This window comes from Okeania sp. SIO2F4, assembly GCF_010672385.1.
Lineage (GTDB): Bacteria > Cyanobacteriota > Cyanobacteriia > Cyanobacteriales > Microcoleaceae > Trichodesmium.
The window spans coordinates 1-1,740 of sequence record NZ_JAAHGT010001330.1; the positions used below are offsets into that span (position 1 = coordinate 1).

The window sequence follows — 1,740 nt, forward strand, 5'->3', positions numbered from 1 at the left end:
GTAGAATACCTTGAAGAGCGCAAAAAGACGGAACATGAGTAAAATTTTTTGATGGAATAAGGTAGATGAAAAAAAATCGCCGTGGATGTTTACCCACGGCGATTTTATTATAATTTAGATGTTCATTCCCTGAAACAACTCTGCGTTGGAATCCGCAGGTGCTTCAGAGCGTTCGGTGTTTGTGTAATTTCGAATGACATGAGCTACCCGTATTCGGTACGACTCGAAGAGTTTATCTTTACCGGAACTTCGGTGGCATAAATTTCCTTTTCATAGCATTGTTTTTAATGATTTGTATAATATGATTTAACTTCTATAGCAATCCTATTTTATTTGTGTATAAAAATCCTACTGCTTTTAGGGAACAGGGAACAAGGAACACTTAACAGGTAAGAGTTTCAGTTTTTTTATATACTTTTTGATTTGTCGTAACCTATTTAGGATTGCTATATTTGTAGTAAATAATTACTTGGTAAATACATGATTGATGGACTTCAAACAGGATAAAATATAAATTGAAGATTTTCTGGTTTAGATTTACAGGCGATCGCTAAAATATCTCCGATATAATTCACATAGAGGCATGACTGAGTTGCCTTGAAATTTTACTAATCCCATACTGCGTAATTTAAAGCCTTCTTTTGTGCCTATAGGTACGGGGTAGTCTACAGCAATAATTTGTTTAATTGCTGTTAATAATTCTGGGTTTTCTTCAAGATTATTTAAGTGGCGGCGCAGGTGGTCACAATAGGGTCCTTCTTCTGTAGGGGCAACCTGTAATAGTTTTTCTAAAGTTATTCTTTTCCGGGCAATATAATAGAGAGCCTGACGTACTAAATAAGGATGTCCTCCTACCATTGCCATTAATTCTTTTATCTGTTCTGAAGACCATTCTAAATGATGTAATTTTACCAAATTTTCTACTTCTGCCGAGTTAAGTTCTCGCAACTCTATAGGTAAACCAACATTAAAAGGTGACTGATTAATATTTAGGGGGATATAAACTTCTTTAGAATGTACAATTACTAACCTTAACTTTTGCCAGACTGCTTCATTTTTGCCACGTTCATGCCAAGTCCTGAGCAAAGCAAAAAAAGAAGTAGCAATTTCTGGATGTTGAAAAACTTGGTCTACTTCATCTAACCCTAAAGCTACAGGAGTAGAAATTTCTGATAGTAGATATCTTTGAAAATAATTTGTACATTTATTTTTACTACCTAAGACTCCTTGCCAATATTCAGACAATTTTTCTTGGAGACTAAGTTCATTAGTAATACTGGCACAAAACCACTGTAAAAATAAATCGAGATTAGTCAGAAACTCTTCATCTGCTAACTGAAAATTCAAAGAAGCTTTCCGATATCCTTGCTGTTCAGCATAATTCAAAATTCGACTCATTAAAGAAGTTTTTCCCATCTGTCGCGGTGCCTTTACTCGAATTAATGCTCCTGGATTTAAAATAGTTTCATAACACTCCGACTCTATGGGCGATCGCTCTATATAAAAGGGAGAACTAAGTGCTACTTGACCAGAGGGAGTATCTAATAGTAAGTCTTGTTGATTTGAGTTTCGGTCTTGTGGAGAAATTGAGTTATTAGAGGAAGAATCAACATCTTGATTCTTTATTTGTGAATTGCCTGGTTGTGTAAGATCGCAATTAATAGGTGGTGATATTATGATTGTTTTGGATTGTTCCTGCTGCTTGCTTAACTCAGTTAATTCTAATCGAACTTTTCGCAG

Annotated in this window: 1 protein-coding gene; it reads right to left on the reverse strand. The window is 35.1% G+C overall.

Features of this window, described 5'->3' with window-relative positions; genetic code table 11:
* Positions 1 to 537: 537 nt before the first annotated feature.
* On the reverse strand, positions 538 to 1,740 hold a 1,203-nt coding region (locus F6K22_RS40155), incomplete at its 5' end, for an AAA-like domain-containing protein (protein WP_293110683.1).